Annotated in this window: 19 protein-coding genes; 12 read left to right on the top strand and 7 right to left on the bottom strand. The window is 70.9% G+C overall.

Annotation, left to right across the window (positions count from 1 at the left end; translation table 11 throughout):
- Positions 1–103 precede the first annotated feature (103 nt).
- Positions 104–1,639 (bottom strand): DUF4331 domain-containing protein, encoded by a 1,536-nt coding sequence (locus ACIHFB_RS40870; protein ID WP_400129538.1) that lies wholly within the window; start codon positions 1,637–1,639, stop codon positions 104–106.
- Positions 1,640–1,793: 154 nt separating this feature from the next.
- Here ACIHFB_RS40870 and ACIHFB_RS40865 point away from each other — a divergent pair, with 154 nt between their 5' ends.
- The 3 genes from ACIHFB_RS40865 to ACIHFB_RS40855 all read left to right on the top strand — a co-directional run bounded on the left by ACIHFB_RS40865 (position 1,794) and on the right by ACIHFB_RS40855 (position 3,607).
- The gene (locus ACIHFB_RS40865; protein ID WP_365285165.1) at positions 1,794–2,387 is read left to right on the top strand and encodes a sigma-70 family RNA polymerase sigma factor; all 594 of its coding nucleotides are present in this window, start codon (positions 1,794–1,796) and stop codon (positions 2,385–2,387) included.
- Entirely contained in the window at positions 2,384–3,214 is an 831-nt protein-coding gene (locus ACIHFB_RS40860) for an anti-sigma factor (protein ID WP_365284925.1), read from the top strand. The genes ACIHFB_RS40865 and ACIHFB_RS40860 overlap by 4 nt, the downstream gene beginning before the upstream one ends.
- A gap of 126 nt (positions 3,215–3,340) precedes the next feature.
- Complete coding sequence (locus tag ACIHFB_RS40855; protein ID WP_400129537.1) at positions 3,341–3,607, top strand: hypothetical protein; 267 nt, start codon at positions 3,341–3,343, stop codon at positions 3,605–3,607.
- 41 nt (positions 3,608–3,648) lie between these two features.
- On the opposite strand, the gene ACIHFB_RS40850 is transcribed toward ACIHFB_RS40855, so the two are convergent.
- From ACIHFB_RS40850 to ACIHFB_RS40840, 3 genes are read right to left on the bottom strand one after another with little or no spacing between them, the layout of a single operon-like run.
- On the bottom strand, positions 3,649–4,857 hold the full coding sequence (locus tag ACIHFB_RS40850) for a CaiB/BaiF CoA-transferase family protein (protein WP_365284929.1): 1,209 nt from the start codon (positions 4,855–4,857) through the stop codon (positions 3,649–3,651).
- Between the two features lie 32 nt (positions 4,858–4,889).
- On the bottom strand, positions 4,890–5,672 hold the full coding sequence (locus tag ACIHFB_RS40845) for an ABC transporter permease (protein WP_365284931.1): 783 nt from the start codon (positions 5,670–5,672) through the stop codon (positions 4,890–4,892).
- Positions 5,669–6,613, bottom strand: coding sequence for an ATP-binding cassette domain-containing protein (locus ACIHFB_RS40840; RefSeq protein WP_400129536.1), 945 nt, complete (start codon positions 6,611–6,613; stop codon positions 5,669–5,671). Before ACIHFB_RS40840 ends, ACIHFB_RS40845 begins: the two co-directional genes overlap by 4 nt.
- Before the next feature lie 63 nt (positions 6,614–6,676).
- Here ACIHFB_RS40840 and ACIHFB_RS40835 point away from each other — a divergent pair, with 63 nt between their 5' ends.
- Positions 6,677–7,393 carry a TetR/AcrR family transcriptional regulator C-terminal domain-containing protein gene (locus ACIHFB_RS40835; RefSeq protein WP_400129535.1) on the top strand — a complete coding sequence of 239 codons (717 nt, stop codon included), beginning with the start codon at positions 6,677–6,679 and terminating at the stop codon, positions 7,391–7,393.
- Here ACIHFB_RS40835 and ACIHFB_RS40830 read toward each other — a convergent pair.
- From ACIHFB_RS40830 to hmgA, 3 genes are all read right to left on the bottom strand, one after another.
- Entirely contained in the window at positions 7,390–8,544 is a 1,155-nt protein-coding gene (locus tag ACIHFB_RS40830) for a type ISP restriction/modification enzyme (protein ID WP_400129534.1), read from the bottom strand. The two genes, ACIHFB_RS40835 and ACIHFB_RS40830, sit on opposite strands and share 4 nt — an antisense overlap.
- An 87-nt stretch (positions 8,545–8,631) precedes the next feature.
- The gene (locus tag ACIHFB_RS40825) at positions 8,632–9,378 is read right to left on the bottom strand and encodes a GntR family transcriptional regulator (protein ID WP_400129533.1); all 747 of its coding nucleotides are present in this window, start codon (positions 9,376–9,378) and stop codon (positions 8,632–8,634) included.
- A 27-nt stretch (positions 9,379–9,405) separates the two neighbouring features.
- A complete protein-coding gene (hmgA, locus tag ACIHFB_RS40820) occupies positions 9,406–10,782 on the bottom strand; it encodes a homogentisate 1,2-dioxygenase (protein WP_365284941.1) in 1,377 nt (458 codons plus the stop codon).
- 154 nt (positions 10,783–10,936) lie between these two features.
- On the opposite strand from hmgA, the gene ACIHFB_RS40815 reads away from it, so the two are divergent.
- The 8 genes from ACIHFB_RS40815 to ACIHFB_RS40780 all read left to right on the top strand — a co-directional run bounded on the left by ACIHFB_RS40815 (position 10,937) and on the right by ACIHFB_RS40780 (position 20,254).
- The gene (locus ACIHFB_RS40815) at positions 10,937–11,482 is read left to right on the top strand and encodes a hypothetical protein (protein WP_365284943.1); all 546 of its coding nucleotides are present in this window, start codon (positions 10,937–10,939) and stop codon (positions 11,480–11,482) included.
- Between the two features lie 52 nt (positions 11,483–11,534).
- Entirely contained in the window at positions 11,535–12,152 is a 618-nt protein-coding gene (locus ACIHFB_RS40810; protein ID WP_400129532.1) for a TetR family transcriptional regulator, read from the top strand.
- A 130-nt stretch (positions 12,153–12,282) separates the two neighbouring features.
- Complete coding sequence (locus ACIHFB_RS40805) at positions 12,283–14,535, top strand: molybdopterin oxidoreductase family protein (protein ID WP_400129531.1); 2,253 nt, start codon at positions 12,283–12,285, stop codon at positions 14,533–14,535.
- Between the two features lie 133 nt (positions 14,536–14,668).
- The gene (locus tag ACIHFB_RS40800) at positions 14,669–16,087 is read left to right on the top strand and encodes a citrate:proton symporter (protein ID WP_365284947.1); all 1,419 of its coding nucleotides are present in this window, start codon (positions 14,669–14,671) and stop codon (positions 16,085–16,087) included.
- 40 nt (positions 16,088–16,127) lie between these two features.
- Positions 16,128–17,363, top strand: a complete 1,236-nt coding sequence (locus tag ACIHFB_RS40795) for an MFS transporter (RefSeq protein ID WP_365284949.1) — start codon at positions 16,128–16,130, stop codon at positions 17,361–17,363.
- A gap of 100 nt (positions 17,364–17,463) precedes the next feature.
- Complete coding sequence (locus ACIHFB_RS40790; protein ID WP_365284951.1) at positions 17,464–18,096, top strand: hypothetical protein; 633 nt, start codon at positions 17,464–17,466, stop codon at positions 18,094–18,096.
- Positions 18,083–18,787: a class F sortase gene (locus ACIHFB_RS40785; RefSeq protein ID WP_365284952.1), complete on the top strand. Its 705-nt coding sequence runs from the start codon at positions 18,083–18,085 to the stop codon at positions 18,785–18,787. The genes ACIHFB_RS40790 and ACIHFB_RS40785 overlap by 14 nt, the downstream gene beginning before the upstream one ends.
- A gap of 123 nt (positions 18,788–18,910) precedes the next feature.
- Entirely contained in the window at positions 18,911–20,254 is a 1,344-nt protein-coding gene (locus ACIHFB_RS40780; RefSeq protein ID WP_400129530.1) for an ABC transporter ATP-binding protein, read from the top strand.

The following is a 20,254-nucleotide window of genomic DNA, read 5'->3' as shown; positions in this document are numbered from 1 at the left end:
CGCCAGTTGTCGGGGTCGGGGGAGGACAGCGCCCCGACAGGGGCGCGGGGAACTGCGCGACCGGCCACAGCGGACCCGCAGTTTTCCCCACGACCCGGCGGAGTCAGTACGCACGCCCCCGCATCCGGCGCCACCACATCAGACCCCCGCCGATCAGCAGGATCCCGGCCGCACCGGCACCCGCCGAGGCGGCGATCAGGGTGGTGTCCTCGGAACCACCGGAGGTACCCGCCGGCTGAAGCGCGTCGCCCAGCTGGTTGCGGACGTCGTTCCCACCGGTCGTGCCCTTGGCGAGCGGACCGCGCGAACCCTCGGTCGGCAGGGCGACGTACGGGAAGGCCTTCTCGAAGTCCTTGTCGTTCTTGTCGACCGCGTCACCCAAGTCGTTCTTGGAGCCGACCAGTTCACCCTCGACGACCTGGAGCGAGGCGTCGAGCACGTCGTCGGTCAGCCGACGCCCGTTCGGGAAGCCCGCGTTGTCGCCGTCGAGGACACCGAGGCGCTTGGGCTCGGCGGCCGGCTTGATGGAGGTGTTGAGCCGCAGCTCCTCCGCAGGGGTCACATGCGGCGGCTGGTTGAGGCCCTCGACGCCCTTGAGGAAGACGTCCACGAGGTCGTTGCGCGGCTCGGCAGGCGCCTTGATCTTGTAGATCGCCTCGATGAGCTTCGGCAGCTCCGGGTTGGTCACGTTCTTCAGGAACTGTGCGTCGTTCCAGGGCGAGTCCGCGTTGAACTTGTCCTTGTCCTTCAGCGGGTTGACGACCTCGTTCACCAGCGGGCTGCCGAGGCGCGACACCTGGGTGAACTGCCCCTTGGCGTTCTTGCGCTGGGTCGTCGACCAGATACCGACGATCGGCTGGTCGGCCGACTCGGTGATCATGTCCGTCGGGACCTGTAGGGCGATGGAGTTGACGTTGTAGCCCTTGAGCGTGTCATTGCCGACCTCGGAGAGGTTTCCGCCGTACAGCAGGTCGAAGACGCGCAGGTCGAGGAAGAACGGGTCGTCCGCCTGGCCGGCGAACGTCGTGGAGCCGCCCGCCAGTTCGTGCACGGCCTGGGACCGCAGCGTGGCGTAGTCCGGCATCGACGCCTTGCCGACGTTCGACGGAGCCACCGGTACATCGTCGGCGACCTTCGTCTTCGACACCAGGTGCTGGTTCTTCAGCCGCAGCAGGTCGATGTCGTAGGTCTGCGTGATGTTCAGGTCGGGGTCGTCCAGGCTCTCCACCGCACCGGTGTTGTACAGGAACGTCTTCTTGTTCTTCGTATGGGTCTTGAAGGTGTAGCGGTAGAGCAGCTCGCCCTGGGCGTCGCCGTTGTTGTCTATGTGGATGTCGTACTGGGCGTCCTCGGCGAACGTGAAGAAGTTCGGTCCGCCGGCCGGCTCCTCGAAGGGGATCCAGTTCGCGACGATGGTCGTCGTGTCCGGCTTGTCCGGGCTGACGAACGCGTACACATCCGTGTTGTCGTACTGCGGGGTCCCCGAGATCAGCGGGGCCTCCCGGTGGCTGGAGGCGGAGGCCGCCCCCGGTTCCAGCGTGGCCACACCGGCGGCTGCGAGTGCCCCGGTGGCCAGCGCACCACATACGAGGGTCGCGATGCTCCTCGCGCCCACGCTGCTCCTGGAGATAGGTGTCATGCCGTCCGTCCTCAGTCCAACTTGCCTGACGCACGAGGATTCGACGCGGGTGACGACGCGGATTGGTCGAACTTCAAAACAAAATTTCCCGCCGCCGGACCGGCGTTTCGAGCACGCTGATCCGTAACCCCATCCGGAGGTGGGTTCGTTGCGAATACCCCGTGGGACGGGACGCGCCGCTTGCGGCCGAAGAGAGGGGGACAGGGTGGAGGCGGACGAACTTCTGGTGCTCGTGGCGGGGGGTGACCAGAAGGCATTCGAGGAGCTGTACGGACTGGTGTCCGGACCGGTGTTCGGACTTGTCAGACGAGTCGTACGGGACCCGGCCCAGTCGGAGGAGGTGTCCCAGGAGGTGCTGCTCGAACTCTGGCGGTCCGCCGGACGGTTCGACCCCGGCCGGGGCAGCGCACTGTCCTGGATCCTCACGCTCGCCCACCGTCGCGCCGTGGACCGGGTGCGCAGCGCCCGAGCGGCCGGCGAACGCGAGCAGCGCGAGGCACGCCGCTCCCACAGCCCCGCCTTCGACCAGGTCTCCGAGGAGGTCGAGGCCGGCCTCGAACGAGAGTGGGTGCGCCGCTGCCTGGACCGTCTCACCGCGATCCAGCGCCAGTCCGTGACGCTCGCCTACTACGACGGCTACACGTACCGTGAAGTGGCCGAGCGGCTCTCCTTGCCGCTGGGCACGGTGAAGACGCGGATGCGCGACGGACTGACCCGGCTGCGCGAGTGCCTGGGAGGTGTCGCATGAGCATCCTGGGTCGGCTGTTCCGCGGCGAGAACATGCACTCCCTCGCCGCTCCGTATGCGCTCGACGCCCTGGAACCGGGAGAGCGCGTGCGCTTCGAGAAGCACCTCAAGAACTGCGAGACCTGCGCCGCCGAGGTGCGCACCCTCTCCGAGGACGCCGTCCGCCTCGCCTGGTCGACGGCGGCCCCGGCGCCGACCGCGATGCGCGAACGGGTGCTGGCCGCCGTACGCACGATTCCGCAGGAACCCACCGCACAGGGCGCACGGAATGAGCCCGCACGCGCGCGTGCGACGCAACTGCCGCCCCATGTCTGGGGGACCGAGCCGCCCCCGTCGCGCGCTCGTGCGCCCCGGCGCCCGCTGTTCGTCCCCTTCGCGACGGCCACCGCCGCGGCGGCCCTCGTCGTGGCCGCGCTCTTCGCCGTGCAGGCCAATCAGACCCAGGACCAGCTGGACGCCCAGCGGGTGCAGGCGCGTGAGATCGCCCACGTTCTCGCGGCACCGGACGCGCGCGCGAGCACCGGACAGGATTCCCAGGGCCGAAGTATCGGAGTGGTCGCCTCCGCATCGGAGGGGAGCGCGGTGGTCACCCTCGGCGGTTACGGCGGCCTGCCGAGCGGCAGTGTGCACCAACTGTGGCTCATGCGCCCCGATGTGCAACCGCGCTCCCTCGGGCTCTTCGACGGCGACACGCCCTTGGTCGCGTCCGGCCTGGACAAGTCCTCGACGTCACTGGCTGTGACCGTGGAGCCCGACGGAGGGTCGGAGCAGCCCACCACCCAGCCAGTTGTCCAACTCGCCCTGAAATCGGTTGGATTCGGAGAGTAATCGAAGACGAGTCGTCAACCCCCTTACGGGGAAGGTGAATCCTGTGACCGCGATACACGAGTGCCCCACGGGGGCGATAGGGTTACCCTGCCCGGGCCGGGTGGACTCGTACGGGTGGGGAGTGACATGGAACAGATAGTGCGCAGCAGGGCAAGGGTCCCTGCGATCACGTGCGGGAGCAGCGCGACCAGCTCGCGCCTCGACCGCCATCTCTCGGTGCTGGGCGGCCCTGTCGTCCCGCAGCGCGAGACGGCCGAGGCGACCTTGCTGATGCGCGAGCTGACCGCACGTGACACCAAGCAGGAACGCAGCGCCAGGAGCGCGCGGGTGAGCCGTGTCTCACTCTTCGCACCGCTGCGCAGGCTGCGCCGTTCGCTGTTCGGCGACCGCTGAGCGACACCGCGCTTCTCGAGACCGTTCCTCGAGGCCCGCGCTCAGGCCGCCACACCGTCCCGGCGCAACGCTGCGATCTCGTCGTCCGTCATCCCCACGGCACGCAGCAACGCCTCGGTGTGCTCCCCGAGCGCGGGCACGGCCCCCATCCGTGTCTCGTCCCCGCCCGGCATGGTGATGGGCGGCAGCAGCGCACGTAGCGGCCCCACCGGCGACTCCACCTCCCGCCACCGCTCCCTGGCCGCCAGCTGCGGATGCTCCGCCACCTCCCGTACGTCCCTCAGCCGTGCGCACGCGATGCCCGCCGCCTCCAGCCGCGCCACGGCCGTGTCCGGGTCCAGTGCGACCAGCGCCTTCGCGACGGCCGCGTCGGTACGCGCCCGGTTCGCCACCCGCGCCGCGTTCGTCGCGTACGCCGGGTCGGTCCTCAACTCCGGCCGGTTCAGCACCTGTTCGGCCAGTCGCCGCCACTCCCGGTCGTTCTGCACCGACAGCAGCACCCTTCCGCCGTCCGCCGTGGGATAGGCGTCGTACGGCGCGATGACGGCGTGCGCGAGCCCTGTGCGCGCCGGGGGTGTGCCGTCGTGCATCACATGGTGCAGCGGATGCCCCATCCACTCCGCGAGCGCCTCCAGCATGGACACCTCGACCGGCCCGCCACGGCCCGTCGTCCCGCGCCGCACCAGCGCCGCGAGGACGCCCGAGAAGGCGTACATGGCGGCCGCGATGTCCGCCGCCGGGATCCCCGCCTTCACCGGCTGCTCCGGCGTCCCCGTGACCGACACCAGCCCCGCCTCGCACTGCACGAGCATGTCGTACGCCCGCTTGTCCGCGTACGGCCCCGACGCCCCGTATCCGGAGATGTCCACGGCGACCAGCCGCGGGTGGGCGGCGCACAGCGTCGCCGCGTCGAGTCCGAGCCGGGCGGCGGCCCCCTGGGCGAGGTTCTGCACGAACACGTCCGCGTCCGCCACCAGCCGCCGCACGACATCGAGCCCGCGCGGGTCCTTCAGGTCGAGGGCGAGGGACTCCTTGCCGCGGTTGCACCACACGAAGTGCGAGGCGAGACCGCGCGCCGCGGTGTCGTAGCCGCGGGCGAAGTCACCGCCGTCGATCCGCTCGACCTTGATGACCCGGGCGCCCAGATCGGCGAGCTGACGGGTGGCGAACGGGGCGGCGACGGCCTGTTCGACGGCGACGACGGTGATGCCGTCGAGGGGCAGGGGAAGGGAATCCATGCCGTGGATCATGACCCACGGCATGGCCCCGGGGAAGGAGGGGTTCACCCCTCGCCGCGTGCGTACCGTCGTACGGCGAGCGGTCCGAACACGGCGATCAGCACCGCGCACCAGGCCAGCGACCCGGCGACCGGATGGGCCACCGGCCAGGCGGCGCCCTCCGGTATCGGAGCGTTGCCGAACAGGTCACGCAGGGCCGTGGTGACGGCGCTGAGCGGGTTCCACTCGGCGACCGTGCGCAGCCAGCCCGGCAGATTGTCGGTGGGGATGTAGGCATTGGACAGCAGCGGCAGCATGAACGTCGCGCTGCCGAGCTGACCGGCGGCCTCCTCGCTCCGGGACAGCAGTCCGAGGAAGATCCCGATCCAGGTGCACGCGAACCGGAACAGCAGCAACAGCCCGACGGCGCCGGCCGCTTCCAGTGCCGACCCCTCGACCCGCCAGCCCACCGCGAGCCCGACGAGCAGATACGGCACCGTTCCGACGGCCGTGACGACGAGGTCGGCGACCGACTGACCGAGGGGTACGGCCGCCCGGCTCATCGGCAGGGTGCGGAGGCGGTCCGTCACACCCCGGTGCGAGTCCTGGGCCGCCTGGAACATTCCGGTCATGATGCCGTTGGCCGCGGTCGCCACCAGCAGCCCCGGGACGAGGAAGGAGCGGTACTCCGCGCCCGGCATGGCGAGGGCGCTGCCGAAGACGTAGCCGAAGAACAGCAGCATCGTGATCGGCATGGTCTGGGTGAGGATCACCAGCGCCGGGTTGTTCCGCACCCGCCGCAGCTGACGGCCGAGCATGGCGGTGCCGTCGAAGGCCAGAGTGCTCATGCCACGAGCTCCTTGCCACCGGTCAGGCGGAGGAAGACATCGTCGAGACTCGGTGGCCGCAGGCTGACGTCGAGCAACGGCACACCCGCCGCGTCGAGTTCGCGGACCAGTCGGGGGACGGTGAGGGTCGGGTCGGCGGTGACCGCGCCGACGGCGCCCCGTTCGTGGTCGAACGACGGCTCGTTTCCGGTGAGTTGGTCCAGAACGGCGGCGGCGTCGGTGAGGGCCTCGGCGTGGGCGACGACGATCTCGGCGTACGAGCCGATGAGCGCCTTGAGTTGGGTGGGGGAGCCGGTGTGCGCGACCCGCCCGTGGTCCACCAGGGCTATGTCGTCGGCGAGTTGGTCGGCCTCCTCCAGATACTGCGTGGTGAGGAGCACGGTCGTGCCGTCCGCCCTGAGGTCGCGCACGGCGTCCCAGATGCGGTTGCGGGTGGCCGGGTCCAGGCCGGTGGTGGGCTCGTCGAGGAAGAGCACGTCCGGGCGGCGGATCAGGCTTGCGGCCAGGTCGAGTCGGCGGCGCATCCCGCCCGAGTAGGTGGACGCGGGACGGTCGGCGGCCTCGGTCAGCCCGAAGCGGTCCAGCAGTTCGCCGGCCCGCGCCGCCGGCCCCCGGACCCGGTGCAGCCGCGCGAACAGCCGTAGGTTCTCCCGACCGGTGAGGTCCCCGTCGACCGACGCGTACTGACCGGTGACGCCGATCCTGCGGCGTACGGCGGCCGCCTCCCGTACGAGATCGTGCCCCGCGATCCGGGCCGAGCCCGCGTCCGGCCGCAGCAGCGTGGTGAGCAGCCGGACGGCGGTGGTCTTGCCCGCTCCGTTGGGCCCGAGGACTCCGCAGACCGTGCCCTGCGCGACGGCCAGGTCCAGCCCGCGCAGGGCGTGAACCGTCCCGAACCGCTTCTCCAGACCTTCACTAAGTACAGCGTACGTAGAAGTCATGGGTCGACCATAGCGCACTACGTACGCTGTACGTAACTAGGATGGTGGCCGAGGTGATGATCGATGGCGGGCCGAGCGGCCGAACCCGAAGTGATCTGGGCACGTCCCGAGCGGACGGGCCGGGGGCCCAAGCCCGCGTACACGCGCGCCGACATCGCGGCGGCGGCGATGCGGATCGCCGACGCGGAGGGGCTGGACGCGGTGTCGATGCGGCACGTCGCGGCCAAGCTGGGCTGCGGGACCATGTCGCTGTACAACTACGTCCCCCGCAAGGAGGACCTGTACGAGCTGATGATCGACGCCATCGGCGCCGAGCACGAGATCAGGGAGCCCTCGGGCGACTGGCGCGCCGACATGCTGCGCAACGCGCTGGAGACGCGCGCCATCATGCACCGCCACACCTGGGTGCCGCGCCTGATGTCGGGCGTGTACGGCTTCAGCCCCAACACCCTGCGCTACCTGGAGCACTGCCTGGCCTGTCTGGAACCGCTCGATCTCCCGTACGGCGTGAAGATGGAGTTGGTCGCGCTGCTCAACGGCGTGGTGACGACGTACACCGCGAACGAGATCGCCACCGCCGAGCGCACCCGATCCATGCCCTGGACCGAGGAGGAGGAGAACGCGGTCCGGATCGCCTACCTCGGCAGCCAGGTGGCCACCGGCGCGTATCCGCTGCTGGCCGCGGCCTTCGCGGAGGCGAGCGGGCCGATCGATCTGGAGGCGGTGTTCGAGCGGGCGCTCGGCCGGGTGCTGGACGCCTTCGACCCCGACCTGCGTTAGATCAGCGTGAGCTGACCCTCCGGCCCTTCCTCGTGCGCGTCCAGCACCGAGGCCGGGCGGCGGGAAGGCTCCGGAGGCGGCAGTACGCCCGCCTTGTGCAGGTCCGTCGCCGTGACCGTGGAGGCCAACGGGTCCGGGTGGGGCGGGACTTCGGACAGCAGCGCGAGCACGGTGATCAGTTCGAGCAGCTCCGACGTCCAGCTCTGGGGCCAGGTGACCGGGCGGATCGCCTGGAGGGTGCCGGGCTCGACGGGTGCCGTCCGCGCCGTGAACCATTCCTCCAGCACCCGGACCCCGCTCACCTCGAAGTCCCAGGCCTCGGGCGGCACCGGGGAGATACGGCCCTCGTCGAGGTGGAGCGCCTCCTCCTCGCGGTCGTAGTCGAGGGTGTGCGGGCGGGTGGGGAGCGGGGCGCGGACGTACGGCCGGCGACCGCCGGGGAGTCTGGGGCGTTCACCGTCGCGGCACATCAGCCGGAGCGTCCGGTGGCCCGACTCGACGCCACGCGCCCAGAGTTCGGGGTCCTCGGTGAGGGGCACGGCGAGGTCGGCACGGACCGCCGTCACGATCCAGGCCAGCATGTCCAGCGGCTCCGGCACCTCGCCCAGACGCTCGCCCAGATGCTCCAACAGGCCCGGCGCCAGGTTCGGTTCCGCCCCGCCCGGGCGGCGGTACAGCGGGCGGACACGTCCGGGGCGCAGCAGCGGCAGCAGGGGTGTCGCGAGCAGGACCGGACCGGGCCCGCCGCCCGCCGTCTCGGCCACGAACACCTGCCGCTCGTCCGCCACCCGCCACAACTCCGGCCGGGCCGCGTCGATCAGCCGGTGGTCGGGGATCAGCCACTGCTCGTCGAAGGGGGCATGCAGAACACGCACGGGCTCAGGGCACGGCCCGGTGGCGCGGGCCAGCCTCTCCGTGCCACTGGACTGCCCCGGCAACTGCCCGACCGCCGAGTGCAGCGTTCGCGACCGGGTCGCCTCGAACAGCGCCTCCCGCTCCGGCCCCTCGGCCTTCACCAGCGCCGCCCAGCGCGCTTTCAGGGATGCCGCGTCGGCGCCCGTCGGCCACCCCCGGCCGAGCCGCGGCGGTGCGACGGACCACGGCATGAGGTCCGCCAGCAGCGGAGCGTCGTCGTGCGTCACGCAGGGCATCGTACAAGCGCCCCGAAGGGGCGCGGGGAACTGCGCGACCAGCCCCCACCGGCCCGCGGACGAACCCGGCCCTCCCCAGCGGAGCGCTCACGCATCAAGAGTGACCGTGAACGAGAACCGATCCCCCCGGTAATGGATGACCGCCACATCCAACGCCCGCCCCTCCGTGTCATAGATGACCCCCGTGTACCGCAGGATCGGGCTGAGCAACGGCACTTCGAGCAGCCGCGCCGTCTCCGGATCGGCGAGCCGCGCCTCCACCGTGTCCGTGATCCGGCTGATGTCCGCCCCGACGACATCCCGCAGCACCTTGGTCATCGGCCACCGCACCAGGTCGTCGAGATCGAAACGCTCGGCCAGTTCGGGCCGCACGTGATTGCGGGCATGATTCGTCGGCTCACCGGTCTTCTCGTCACCGCGCAGCCGGTGGTACGTCGCCACCTCGGCGAGGTCCGGGAAGTACTCGGCGAGTTCGGCCGGCACGGGCGCCTTGCCGTGGTCGAGGAGCTCGGTCACCATGCCGGACTGCTGGGCCACGATCGCGTCCACCGAGCCGAGGAGCCGGACGGGCGTACCCCGGCTGGCGCTCGGCTCGATGAACGTGCCGCGTCGGCGATGGCGCGTGATCAGCCCTTCCTCCTCAAGCTCCTTCAGCGCCTGCCGCATGGTCAGCACGCTCACGCCGTAGTGCCCCGCCAACTGCTCCTCGGTCGGCAGCCGCAGCGGGTCCTGGGGCGAGCGGCCGAGTATCGACGCGCGCAGCGACTGCGACACCTGATACCAGAGCGGCAGCTTGCGGTTCAGGACGATCGAGTCCGGGGCGAAGGAGGTCATTGGGCCATCCGTACCGGCAGGCAATCGTCAGTGCAAGGGGCGGAAGTGACGTTCGAGGCCCTGCCACACGTCGTCGTACCCGCGTTGCAGATGCTCCGCCCCGGCCGCGTGCTCGGTCAGTGTCACCGGCCAGCGGGTCTCGAACATGAACGCCAGCCCGTCGTCTACCTTGTGCGGCCGCAGCTCGGCGGCGCTCGCCCGGTCGAAGGTCTCCCGGTCCGGCCCGTGCGCCGACATCATGTTGTGCAGCGAACCGCCGCCCGGCACGAAGCCCTCCGCCTTCGCGTCGTAGGCCCCCTCGACGAGCCCCATGTACTCGCTCATCACATTGCGGTGGAAGTACGGCGGCCGGAACGTGTCCTCGCCCACCAGCCAGCGCGGCGCGAACACCACGAAGTCCACGCCCGCCAGGCCCGGGGTGTCGGACGGCGATGTCAGTACCGTGAAGATCGACGGGTCCGGGTGGTCGTAGCTGATGGTGCCGAGCACATTGAAGCGGTGCAGGTCGTAGACGTACGGCACATGGTTGCCGTGCCAGGCGACGACATCGAGGGGGGAGTGGTCATAGGTGGCCGTCCACAGGTTGCCGCAGAACTTGTTCACCACCTCGACCGGGCCCTCGACGTCCTCGTAGGCGGCGACGGGGGCGCGGAAATCCCGGGCGTTGGCCAGCCCGTTGGCGCCGATCGGGCCGAGGTCGGGGAGCTGGAAGGGCGCTCCGTAGTTCTCGCACACATAGCCGCGAGCGGTCGCGCTCTGCGCGCCGTCAGATGCAGCGTCCAGCAGCTCCACACGGAAGCGCACCCCACGAGGGACCAGCGCCACATGTCCCGGCTCCACATGCAGCAGCCCGAACTCCGTGCGCAGCAGCAGCCCGCCGTGTTCCGGCACGATCAGCAGCTCGCCGTCGGCGTCGCTGAAGACACGGTCCATGGAGGCGTTGGCGTGATAGAGGTGCACGGCCATACCGGCGCGCTGGGTCGCGTCGCCGTTGCCGCCCAGGGTCCACAGGCCCCGTACGAAGTCCGTGCCGGCCTCGGGTTCCGGCAGCGGGTTCCAGCGCAGCCGGTTCGGGTCGGGCACCGACTCCGTGAAGGGCGCCGTACGGATCGAGCCGTTCTGCGTGCGTGTGAACGCCGGGTGCGCGGCCGAGGGGCGGATCCGGTACAGCCAGGAGCGACGGTTGTGGGCGCGGGGCTCGGTGAACGCCGTACCGCTGAGCTGCTCCGCGTACAGCCCGAGGGGGGCGCGCTGGGGCGAGTTGCGGCCCTCGGGCAGGGCGCCCGGGACGGCCTCGGAGCTGTGCTCATTGCCGAAACCGGACAGGTAGGTCAGTCCCTCGGCGGTCTTCCGCGCTCCCGCGTGCTCGAACACGCTCGCGCGGGAGGTACCCCCATCGCTCATGATCGCTGCTCCCTTGCCGTCTGATTCCTATGCTTCACCATAGGATTGCGGTTTCGCGGGCGCAAGGGGTCCGTACGACCTCCTCCTGGAGTACGGCGAGAACCAGACTCCAGGGGGATTCGAGGTGTCGGACCGGTGTTCTACGCTCGCCGCCATGTCGTGGACGCGCGCACTGCTCGCAGCGCTCGCGGTCTGTGTCCTGCTCCTGGCCGGAGCGGCGGGCTGCGGCTCCGGTGACGCGGGCGAGCGGAAGAGCCAGAAGAACGGGGAGTCGATGTCACCGGTCGGCGAACTCCTCGACGACACCGACACCGAAGGGCGGCAGCTCCGTGAGATGGACGAGAAGGACGCACCCGAAGTCGGCGTCGAGGTGCAGCCGGACGCCGACGAGGGCTGGGACGTACGCCTGACCGTCCGCAACTTCCGCTTCTCGCCGCCCGGCGTGAAAGCCGAGGCGGTGCCCGGCCGCGGTCTCGCCCAGCTCTTCGTGGACGGCCATCGCGTCGCCCGGCTCCGCACCTCCGTGTACCGTCTCCCGGCCGGCCTCGTCACGCGCGGCACGCACCAGGTCACGGCCCGGCTCTACGCCGACGACGGCACGGTGTGGGCGGTCGACGGCGAACCCGTCGAGAGCACGGCCGACATCACGGCGTCGCAACCGGGGCCGACGACGCCCACGAGCGCACCCTCAAGACCGTGAGGGCGCCGGACAACGGGGGGCGAGCTTCACTGGATCCCGGCGGACGGGCATCATGAAGCCCGTGCCCCATGCGACATCGCTCCGTCGTGCGCCCATCCAGCGGCGCAGCGCCGAACGACTGACCAGGATCCTCGACGCCTGCGCCGACCTCCTCGACGAGGTCGGCTACGACGACCTGAGCACCCGTGCCGTGGCCCAGCGCGCGGGCGTTCCCATCGGCTCCGTCTACCGCTTCTTCGGCAACAAGCGCCAGATGGCCGACGCGCTCGCCCAGCGCAACCTCGAGCGCTACACCGAACGCGTCACCGAGCGCCTCATGGGGATCCGCGAAGGGGGCTGGCGGGCCGCGATGGACGCGGTCCTCGACGAGTACCTCGCCATGAAGCGCACCGCGCCCGGCTTCTCCCTGGTCGACTTCGGCAACCAGATCCCGGTCGGCGCCCGGCACGCCGAACCCAACCACCGTGTGGCCGACCGGCTGACCGAACTCCTCTCCGGCTACCTCGACCGCACCGCCGACGACGATCTGCGGCGCACCTTCCTCATAGCCGTCGAAACCGCCGACACCCTCGTCCACCTGGCCTTCCGGGTGGCACCCGAGGGCGACGAGAAGATCATCGGCGAGACTCGGGAGCTGCTGCGGGCGTACCTGGCGCGCGTCCTGGACTGAGCGCCCGAGAGCCTGTGGCCCTCGCGGGTTCCCGACCTCACCCCCGGCAGACCCTCCCCTTCGTGCATACCGGTCGGTATGCTCGACGGCAGTCCGTGCGTCATCGCTGCCGCCGCCTCCGGGAGGACCCGTGTCCCGCACCGCCCTGCGAATCTGCCCCCTGTGCGAGGCCACCTGCGGGCTGACCCTCACCATCGAGGGCACCCACGTCACCGGCGCCCGCGGTGATCGCGACGATGTGTTCAGCAAGGGGTTCATCTGCCCGAAGGGCGCCTCCTTCGGCGCTGTCGACGGCGACCCCGACCGGCTGCGCACGCCCCTCGTCCGCAAGGACGGCGAACTGCGCGAGGCCACCTGGCAGGAGGCGTTCGACGCCGTCGCGGCCGGCGTCCGACCGGTTGTCGAGCGCTACGGCGCCAACTCCGTCGGCATCGTCCTCGGCAACCCCAACGTCCACACCATGGCCGGCGCCCTCTACCCGCCCGTCCTGCTCGCCGGACTCGGCACCCGCAGCCTGTTCACCGCCTCCACGGTCGACCAGATGCCCAAGCACGTCTCCAGCGGCCTCCTCTACGGCGACGCCCTCGCGATCCCCGTGCCCGACCTGGACCACACCGACCATCTGCTCCTCATCGGCGCCAACCCCCTGGAATCCAACGGGAGTCTGTGCACCGCCCCCGACTTCCCCGGCAAGCTCAAGGCGCTCAAGGCCCGCGGCGGCACCCTCACCGTCATCGACCCGCGCCGCACCCGCACCGCCAAACTCGCCGACCGTCATCTCGCGATCCGGCCCGGCACGGACGCCCTGCTGCTCGCGGCCATGGCGTACGTGCTCTTCGAGGAGGACCTCGTCGATCTCGGCGACCTCGAACCCCATGTGCAGGGCGTCGCCGAAGTCCAGGACGCCGTACGGCACTTCACCCCCGAAGCCGTCACCGCCGCCTGCGACATCGACGCCGACGTCATCCGCGCCCTCGCCCGTGAGCTGGCCGCCGCGCCCACCGCCGCCGTCTACGCCCGCATCGGCAGCTGCACGGTCCCGCACGGCACCCTCGCCAGCTGGCTCGTCGACGTCCTCAACATCCTGACCGGCAACCTGGACCGGCCCGGCGGTGCGCTCTTCCCGCAGTCGGCCACCGACAAGACCCCGCGCCCCGCCGGGCCCGGCCGCGGCTTCGCGCTCGCCCGCTGGCACTCCCGCGTGAGCAAACACCCCGAGGCCAAGGGCGAGTTGCCGCTGTCCGCGCTCGCCGAGGAGATCGACACCGCCACGCCCGAGGGCGAGCCGGTCCGCGCCCTGATCGCCGTCGCGGCCAACCCGGTGCTGTCCGCCCCGGACGGCGACCGGCTCGACAAGGCCCTCGACTCGCTGGACTTCATGGTCAGCGTCGACCCCTACCTCAACGAGACCTCACGCCACGCCGACGTCGTCCTGCCGCCGCCCCCGCCCTCCCAGAGCGCGCACCACGACTTCGCCTTCAACACCCTCGCCGTGCGCAACCAGGTCCGCTACACCCGCCCCGCCGTCCCGCTGGAGCCCGGCCGCATGGCCGAGAGCGAGATCCTCGCCCGGCTGACCCTCGCGGCGACCGGCATGCACGGCGCCGACCCGTCGGCCGTGGACGCGCTGGTCGTCCAGCAGACCCTGGGCAAGGCCGTCAAGGAGCCCCACTCTCCCGTGCACGGCGCCGACCCCGAGGAACTGGCGTCCCGGCTCACCGGCGAGAACGGCACCGAGCGTCGGCTCGACATGATGCTGCGCCTCGGCCCCTACGGCGACGGCTTCGGCGTACGACCGGACGGCCTGACCCTGGACAAGCTCCTCGCCCACCCGCACGGCATCGACCTCGGGCCACTGGGCCCGCGCCTGCCGCAGCCGCTGAAGACCAGGAGCGGCAAGGTCGAGTTGCTGCCGCAGCCCATCGCCGACGACCTGCCCCGGCTGAGGCGAGCCCTCGGCGACCGGTCCGACGGACTCGTCCTGATCGGGCGCCGCCATCTCCGCTCCAACAACAGCTGGATGCACAACGTCCCCGCCCTCACCGGCGGTACCAACCGCTGCACCCTGCACATCCACCCCGCCGACGCCGAACGCCTCGGGGTGCGCGACGGGGCGCCGGTGCGCGTGAAGGGCGCCGGGGGAGAGGTGACCGCCCCCGCCGAGGTCACCGACGGCGTCCGCCAGGGCGTGGTCAGCCTGCCGCACGGGTGGGGCCACGACCGGCCCGGCACCCGGCTCGGCCACGCCTCGGCCGACCCCGGTGTCAACGTCAACCAGCTCCTCGACGGCAGCCTGCTCGACCCGCTGTCGGGCAACGCGGTCCTCAACGGAGTGCCCGTGGAAATCGCCGCCGTGACCGAAAAGCTCACCTCGCTGACCTGAGCAAAGCTGTGACCAGGAGTTTTGCGCTTATTGCTCGCATGTCAACGTCTTGTTAACGCCGTTCGACGGGACCTAACGTCGTCGCACCGCCGGCCCTGGTGGGAGTTCAAGGGCGAACGTTAGGTATCCACTCATGTTGACCATCCTCGGCTTCGCCATGATCGCGACCTTCCTGGTCCTGATCATGATGAAGAAGATGTCGCCGATCGCGGCGCTCGTGCTCATACCCGCACTCTTCTGCGTGTTCGTAGGCAAGGGCGCCCACCTCGGTGACTACGTCATCGACGGCGTCACGAGCCTCGCCCCGACCGCGGCGATGCTCATGTTCGCGATCGTCTACTTCGGGGTGATGATCGATGTCGGGCTCTTCGACCCGATCGTCCGGGGGATCCTCAAGTTCTGCAAGGCCGACCCGATGCGGATCGTCGTCGGCACCGCCGTACTCGCCGCGATCGTCTCGCTCGACGGCGACGGCTCGACCACCTTCATGATCACGGTCTCGGCGATGTATCCGCTGTACAAGCGCCTGAAGATGAGCCTGGTCGTCATGACCGGCGTTGCCGCGATGGCCAACGGCGTGATGAACACCCTGCCGTGGGGCGGCCCGACCGCCCGCGCCGCCACCGCCCTCAAGCTGGACGCCAGCGACATCTTCGTTCCGATGATCCCGGCCCTCGCCGTCGGCCTCCTCGGCGTCTTCGTCCTCTCGTACGTCCTCGGCGTGCGCGAGCGCAAGCGCCTCGGCACGCTGACGCTGGACGAGGTGCTGGTGGAGGAGAAGGAGACCGAGACGGTCCTGGTCGGCGCCGGAGGCCCCGGCACGGGCAAGGGCGGCTCCAAGGCCACCGGCGGCTCGGGCGCCGGCGCGGACGCGTCCGACGACGAGGACGAGGACGAGGACGACCGGATGCTCCAGGTCCTCGACCCGGCCCGGCCCACCCTGCGCCCCAAGCTGTACTGGTTCAACGCGCTGCTCACGGTCGCGCTGCTCACCGCCATGATCATGGAGTGGCTGCCGATCCCGGTGCTGTTCCTGCTCGGCGCGGCCCTGGCCCTGACCGTCAACTTCCCGCACATGCCCGACCAGAAGGCCCGCATCGGCGCCCACGCCGAGAACGTCCTCAACGTCTCCGGCATGGTCTTCGCCGCCGCCGTCTTCACCGGCGTCCTCCAGGGCACCGGCATGGTCGACCACATGGCCAAGTGGATGGTGGACGTCATCCCCGAGGGCATGGGCCCGCACATGGCCCTGGTCACCGGTCTGCTGAGCCTCCCGCTCACCTACTTCATGTCGAACGACGGCTTCTACTTCGGCGTCCTCCCGGTCCTCGCCGAGGCCGGTGCCGCCCATGGCGTCTCCCCGCTGGAGATGGCCCGCGCCTCCCTGGTCGGCCAGCCGCTGCACATGTCGAGCCCGCTCGTCCCGGCGGTGTACGTCCTGGTCGGCATGGCCAAGGTCGAGTTCGGCGACCACACCAGGTTCGTGGTGAAGTGGGCGGCGCTCACTTGTCTGATCATCCTCGGGGCGGGAATCCTGTTCGGAATCATCTGACCTCTGAAACGCCAGGAACTCCTCCAGGAGGTAAAGAACCATGGGGCCCGGTGGAAACCGCGGCTGGCTGCTCCGCCTCGTCATCGCCTTCAGCTTCGCGCAGGGGGCGGTGTCGATGGCCCGGCCCGCCGTCTCCTACCGGGCCCTCGCGCTGGGCGCCGACGAGCGGGCGATCGGCGTCATCGCGGGTGTGTACGCCCTGCTCCCGCTGTTCGCCGCGGTACCCCTCGGCCGCCGTACCGACCACGGCCGCTGCGCGCCCCTGCTGCCCGTGGGCGTCGTCCTCATCGCCGGCGGCTGTGCGCTGAGCGGTGTGGCCGACTCGCTGGTGACGATGGCGCTGTGGAGCGGCGTGATGGGCCTCGGTCATCTGTCCTTCGTCATCGGCGCCCAGTCGCTCGTCGCCCGCCAGTCCGCGCCGCACGAACAGGACCGCAACTTCGGTCACTTCACCATCGGTGCCTCACTCGGCCAGCTCGTCGGCCCGATCGCGGCGGGCGCGCTGATCGGCGGCCAGGACATGGCGGGCAGCAGCGCGCTCGCGCTGCTGGTCGCGGGTGCCGGGGCGGCGGTCGCCTTCACGTCGCTGTGGCGCATAGAGCACCGTACGGCCGCCAAGTCCCCTGCCGCGCGGGGCGAACGCGTCCCCGTGCAGCGCATCCTGCGCGCCCGGGGTGTTCCCGCGGGCATTCTCATCAGCCTCTCGGTCCTGTCCGCGACCGACATCCTCACCGCCTACCTGCCGGTCGTCGGTGAGCACCGGGGCATCGCGCCGTCGGTCGTCGGTGTGCTGCTCAGCCTTCGCGCGGCGGCCACCATCGCGTGCCGTCTGGTGCTGACGCCGCTGCTGAAACTGCTCGGCAGGACGCTGCTGCTCACCCTCACCTGTGTGCTGGCGGCCCTGCTGTGCGCGGGCATCGCGCTGCCGGTGCCGGTGTGGGCGCTGGCCCTGATCCTCATCGCCCTCGGCTTCTGCCTCGGCGTCGGCCAGCCGCTGTCCATGACGACGGTCGTCCAGGCGGCCCCCGACGGCGCCCGTTCCACGGCCCTCGCCCTCCGGCTGACCGGCAACCGGCTCGGCCAGGTCGCCGCTCCCGCGACGGCGGGCCTGATCGCCGGGATCGCGGGTGTGGCGGCGCCGTTCGTGATGCTGGGGGCGCTGCTGCTGGTGTCGGCGGGGGTGGCGCTGCGGTCGCCGGGGCGGCCGGAAGGGGACGGGCCGGCCGAGCGGGAGCGGCCGAAGCGGTCGGGATTGCGCCGGACGAGCGATATCTGACGACGCGCCGGGCTTCGTGCGGCGAGTCGCCGTGCGTGTACAGGAGAGTCCAACCGAAAGAGCGATTTGTATGAAAATCGTCTGAATCGGAGGACCGCGCATGCCGACCCTGACACCCACACGTACCTTCCGCGCCCGCGCGGGCGCCACAGTCGTCCTCACCGCACTCGCCGCGGCAGGCGCGTCGTGGGTGGCGGCGCCGACCGCATCCGCCCAGGGGGAGAACGGCGACATCAGGATCCACCGCGTGGGCGTGCCCTACGGGGTCTCGAAGGAAGACGCGGTGGTCTGCAAGTTCTACCTCGACGCCGTCAACTTCGACGTCCTCCCCGCCATCGCCTACACCATCACCCCGCAGCCTCCGCTGCCCACCGCCGCCACCGTCGCCGGCACCATCCAACTCGGCGGGGGCGCCGGTCACACCGATGCGCTGGGGCTTGCGGACGGACAGTACAAGATCACCTGGATCGTCCTGGGAGCTCCCAAGGAGAAGGTCTTCCGGGTCAATTGCCGCGACAACAAGCACATCGAGGATCACCAGCGCAACGACGCGGCATGGGGTCCGGGCGACCACAACGGCCCGCGGGGCGGTGTGCACGCGGGCGGCGGCGGTCTCGTCGACACCGCGGCCGCGTTCGCGCCGGTGGCCGCCGCGGCGGCCGTCGGTCTGGCCGCCGTCGGCGGCGCCGTGTACTTCCGCGTGATCCGCCGCCGGCCCCATGGTGCCGCGTAGGCGCAGACGCAGGCCCTGGTACCGGACCCGTGCCTACCGCCTCGCCAGGACGGCCCTGCTCACAGCCGTCCTGGTGGCGGTGGTGGTCCGGTGCGACGGACACGGCGCACCCACCGTCGCGGAGGCGGCCACCGGCCGTGACGCCGTGACGGCCGCCGGGCGTGACTCCGAGGCGGACGCCCGCCCGTCCCGCGCCGCTCCCTCGGCCCGCGCCAAGCACCCGCCTCGCCCGCTGCCCAGGTCCCGCCCGATGTCCCTCCGCATCCGGTACCTCGGCATCAACGCCCCGATCACGGCCCTCGGTCTCACCAAGGAACGGGAGTTGGAGACACCACCGATCGACAAGCCGAAGCTCGTCGGCTGGTACGAGGGCGGCGCCACGCCCGGTGAGTCCGGCACCGCGATCGCGGTCGGCCACCGCGACACCAGGACCGGCCGCGCCGTCTTCGCCGGGCTCGCCTCGATCAAGCCCGGCAAACCGATCGAGGCGCGGCGCGCGGACGGCCGTACCGCCGTCTACACCGTGGACCGGGTCAAGGTCTTCGACAAGGCCGGCTTCCCCGACAAGGAGGTCTACGGCCCGACCCGGCGCCCCGAACTCCGCGTGATCACCTGCGGTGGCCTCTTCAGCCGACGGACGGGCTACACCAGCAACGTGGTGGTCTTCGCCCACCTGACCGCGACGAAGTGACCGACCTCTTCCCCGAACGCGCACATTCCGTTAACTTCCGTGACCCACAGCCCCGTTCGAACCGAACGGGGCCTTTCGACCGCGGAGCACCAGCGCACGAGTGAGCCCTCGGGGGCATGAGCCATGACACGCGCCATCTCTCTGCACGACGTGAGCAAGGTCTACGGGCGCGGTGTGCGCGTGGTGGACCGGCTGTCGCTGGATATCGAGCCCGGCGAGTTCCTGGTGCTGCTGGGGCCGTCCGGGTGCGGCAAGTCCACCGTGCTCAGAATGATCGCGGGTCTGGAGGAGATCACCGAGGGCGAGTTGCTGCTCGACGGCGAGTACGGCAATGATCTGCCGCCGTCCGGGCGGGACATGGCGATGGTGTTCCAGAACTTTGCCCTGTACCCGAGCATGACCAGCCGCGACAACATCGGTTTCCCGTTGCGCATCGAGGCGCCCGGCGCGGATCCGGCCCCGCGTGTGGACGCCACCGCCCGCATGCTGGGCATCGAGGACCTCCTCGACCGCTTCCCCGGCCAGCTCTCCGGCGGCGAACGCCAGCGTGTCGCCATGGGCCGCGCCATCGCCCGGCACCCGTCCGCCTTCCTGATGGACGAGCCGCTGTCCAACCTCGACGCCAAGCTCCGCAACCATCTGAGGGCCGAGATCTCCGCCCTCACCCGCGAGTTGGGCGTCACCACGGTGTACGTCACCCACGACCAGGCCGAGGCGATGTCGCTGGGCGACCGGGTCGCCGTGCTGCGCGGCGGCCTCCTCCAGCAGGTCGGCACCCCGCGTTCGGTGTACGCCCTGCCCCGCAATGTCTTCGTCGCCGCCTTCATCGGCACCCCGCGCATCAACCTCCTGCGTGGCCTGGTGCGCGCCCCGCTCGACGGCGCCATGACCGTCAGCCTCGGCAAGCAGTCCCTGCGGCTGCCCGAACCCCTCTCCCTGGACCACCAGTTGCTCCGTGTCCAGCAGGGCCGGGAGGTCATCGTCGGCCTGCGCTCGGAGGCCGTACGCATCGCCAAGCCGGCGTCCGCCCACCCCGGCGAGGCGGTGCTCACCGGTCTGGTGGAGCACGTGGAGTTCCAGGGGCACGAGGTCCTCGTCCACTTCAACACGGGCTCCCGGCCGGCCGTCGTACCCGAGTTGGAGGCCCCGCGCCCGGCCCGCCCGGTCCGGCGCCGGGGCCGGCGGCGCGAGGGCGGCACGGTTCTGGACCGTCTTCGGGAGCGCGCGGGCGCCCGCCGGGCCGGCCCGGTGGTGGTCCTGGACCATCCGGCGGACGCGGCCCCCGACCCCGCACCGCCCGACGGCCGCCTCCCCGGCGACCTGATCGTCCGCACCACCCCGGACATCGAACTCCGGCACGGAATGCAGATCCCCCTTCTCGTCGACATCGCTCACCTGTTCGTCTTCGATCAGTACGGCGAACGGATCTGCCCGAGTCCGGCGCGTTTGCCTGACCTGGAGGAGTGA

Source organism: Streptomyces sp. NPDC051963, assembly GCF_044593495.1.
GTDB lineage: Bacteria > Actinomycetota > Actinomycetes > Streptomycetales > Streptomycetaceae > Streptomyces.
This window is presented reverse-complemented; position numbering and strand designations above follow the sequence as displayed.

Coding starts and splice junctions, on each gene's coding strand:
- ACIHFB_RS40870 (WP_400129538.1), bottom strand. CDS start 1,639: ATGACACCTATCTCCAGGAGCAGCGTGGGCGCGAGGAGCATCGCGACC.
- ACIHFB_RS40860 (WP_365284925.1), top strand. CDS start 2,384: ATGAGCATCCTGGGTCGGCTGTTCCGCGGCGAGAACATGCACTCCCTC.
- ACIHFB_RS40855 (WP_400129537.1), top strand. CDS start 3,341: ATGGAACAGATAGTGCGCAGCAGGGCAAGGGTCCCTGCGATCACGTGC.
- ACIHFB_RS40850 (WP_365284929.1), bottom strand. CDS start 4,857: ATGATCCACGGCATGGATTCCCTTCCCCTGCCCCTCGACGGCATCACC.
- ACIHFB_RS40845 (WP_365284931.1), bottom strand. CDS start 5,672: ATGAGCACTCTGGCCTTCGACGGCACCGCCATGCTCGGCCGTCAGCTG.
- ACIHFB_RS40840 (WP_400129536.1), bottom strand. CDS start 6,613: ATGACTTCTACGTACGCTGTACTTAGTGAAGGTCTGGAGAAGCGGTTC.
- ACIHFB_RS40835 (WP_400129535.1), top strand. CDS start 6,677: ATGGCGGGCCGAGCGGCCGAACCCGAAGTGATCTGGGCACGTCCCGAG.
- ACIHFB_RS40830 (WP_400129534.1), bottom strand. CDS start 8,544: ATGCCCTGCGTGACGCACGACGACGCTCCGCTGCTGGCGGACCTCATG.
- ACIHFB_RS40825 (WP_400129533.1), bottom strand. CDS start 9,378: ATGACCTCCTTCGCCCCGGACTCGATCGTCCTGAACCGCAAGCTGCCG.
- hmgA (WP_365284941.1), bottom strand. CDS start 10,782: ATGAGCGATGGGGGTACCTCCCGCGCGAGCGTGTTCGAGCACGCGGGA.
- ACIHFB_RS40815 (WP_365284943.1), top strand. CDS start 10,937: ATGTCGTGGACGCGCGCACTGCTCGCAGCGCTCGCGGTCTGTGTCCTG.
- ACIHFB_RS40810 (WP_400129532.1), top strand. CDS start 11,535: ATGAAGCCCGTGCCCCATGCGACATCGCTCCGTCGTGCGCCCATCCAG.
- ACIHFB_RS40800 (WP_365284947.1), top strand. CDS start 14,669: ATGTTGACCATCCTCGGCTTCGCCATGATCGCGACCTTCCTGGTCCTG.
- ACIHFB_RS40795 (WP_365284949.1), top strand. CDS start 16,128: ATGGGGCCCGGTGGAAACCGCGGCTGGCTGCTCCGCCTCGTCATCGCC.
- ACIHFB_RS40790 (WP_365284951.1), top strand. CDS start 17,464: ATGCCGACCCTGACACCCACACGTACCTTCCGCGCCCGCGCGGGCGCC.
- ACIHFB_RS40785 (WP_365284952.1), top strand. CDS start 18,083: ATGGTGCCGCGTAGGCGCAGACGCAGGCCCTGGTACCGGACCCGTGCC.
- ACIHFB_RS40780 (WP_400129530.1), top strand. CDS start 18,911: ATGACACGCGCCATCTCTCTGCACGACGTGAGCAAGGTCTACGGGCGC.